The organism is [Clostridium] fimetarium (assembly GCF_900111235.1).
Classification (GTDB): domain Bacteria; phylum Bacillota; class Clostridia; order Lachnospirales; family Lachnospiraceae; genus Clostridium_N; species Clostridium_N fimetarium.
Genome location: NZ_FOJI01000045.1, coordinates 1 through 1,722, shown reverse-complemented (window position 1 = coordinate 1,722; position 1,722 = coordinate 1). Strand labels below are relative to the sequence as shown.

The following is a 1,722-nucleotide window of genomic DNA, read 5'->3' as shown; positions in this document are numbered from 1 at the left end:
TGGTCGAATGAAAAGTTAAATTCCATATTGTAAGGTTAAATTCCACCGGTTAAGGATAGAAATAAAATAATTTATAAAATTATTGTTTTATACTACCGTTTTCCGGTGGTTTTGTTATAATTAGAGATGAAAAGCAGTGCTTTTAGTTTAATTTTGGACGAAGCTAAGCGGGAGAGAAAAATATCTATTTTTTTGAAATAGTAAGTTCCACCCCTGTTTTGAGCTTGTATTAGGCCAAATTCAAATTTTAATGCCGGTTTTGTTTTTGATTTTATTTTAGAAGAGCTGGGCGCAGGGTGATGTCATTTGCGGAAATGAGTTCTGCTCCCAATTTTTCTAATACTTCAATGCCATGAAATGTTCCAAGCATTTCATAAGGTGTTAAATCGCATAGTTTTTTCCTACCATAGGAATTGATATGATTCATCATTAAATCAACCTTTTCCTGTGTTAAATCATTGAAAGAAGTACCTTTTGGAAGCACTCTTCTTATTAATTCATGATTGTTTTCTGCAGCACCTTTTTGATACGGAGCAGAAGGATCACAGTAGTAGACATATGTACGTCGATTTCCTTCTTTGTCAAATTCGATAGCTTTAGGGTTAGAAAACTCACTGCCATTATCACCGAGGCAAAGAGGAAAAAGTTTCATAAAGATATCAGGTCGAAGCTCCCAGTATAACTTTTCGAAAATGTTAATAACGGATTGTGAAGTATTTGAATCCCTAAGAAAGGCCAACATAAACTGAGTTTCTACAAAATGAATAGTCAAAAGAACTTTTCCACCCTTGATACCTTCAACAGAATCGATTTCAACGATAGGTGTATCAGGTTGCTCAGATATGAACGTTTGGAAATCTTCATAAGTGCGTTCGATGCGGCAGGTTCTGTCAACCTTAAAGGAATTATGCCTACTTTTTCTAGGACGAAGTCTTACTTTCCTTGGAAGGTCAATATTTCGGGCAGAAAAAAGGCCTGCATCAATATAGTTATAAATACTTTTCTCAGCAAACATAATTTCATCTGCATTATTAACACAGATGTGATGAATCGATTGTCCTTTTATGATCAGTGGTGAAATGATTGAATCAAGTCGGGCTATTTCTTCAAAAGGAATTGCTACGCCACTTCTGGATTCAGAACGAATTGCTTCATATTCACTGTGAGCATAACTGGCAGAGTAAATATGCTTTTCCAAGGTACATCTGTTACGTTTTTTACATCCATTGCAAACATATGGTGACTTGAGTAGCGAAGCGCAATCTTGCTTCTCATAATTGTCACAGTATATATGACAAGTTGAGCAGTTGCTACAAGTCTTTTGCTTACAATCACTGTTACCGCAGAGATTTTTGAAAAAACAGCCTATTTTATTTTTGCAATTATTAAATCCATGTCCCATACACCCACTTTTCTTGAACATGATATGATTTCTCACTTCTTTAGAGATGGTGGTACAGTCTTTTTCGAGTTCTCTTGCAATAGACTTAAATGAATTATTTTTTACTAAAGCTTCTTGAATTAGGATTCTTTCATCCAAAGTTAAATGTTTATTATTAGCCATAATGGTATCCTCCATTTATACCGGCATTAATTGAATAAGGATATGTAAATAATATCATAATCAATGAACAATGTAAGACTAACGTCCACACCGCTATTTGTAAAAATAAATTCCACTAGTGATGGTATAGGGGATGGAATTTAAAATTTCAATTCACG

1 protein-coding gene is annotated in these 1,722 nt (G+C 34.3%); it reads right to left on the bottom strand.

Annotation, left to right across the window (positions count from 1 at the left end; all coding sequences use genetic code 11):
- Nucleotides 1-271: 271 nt before the first annotated feature.
- Nucleotides 272-1,564, bottom strand: a complete 1,293-nt coding sequence (locus BMY18_RS20635; RefSeq protein ID WP_092458513.1) for an IS30 family transposase — start codon at nucleotides 1,562-1,564, stop codon at nucleotides 272-274.
- Nucleotides 1,565-1,722: the final 158 nt, after the last annotated feature.

Bases quoted from the DNA above. Each gene is read 5' to 3' on its own strand.
- BMY18_RS20635 (WP_092458513.1), bottom strand. From the start codon at position 1,564: ATGGCTAATAATAAACATTTAACTTTGGATGAAAGAATCCTAATTCAA.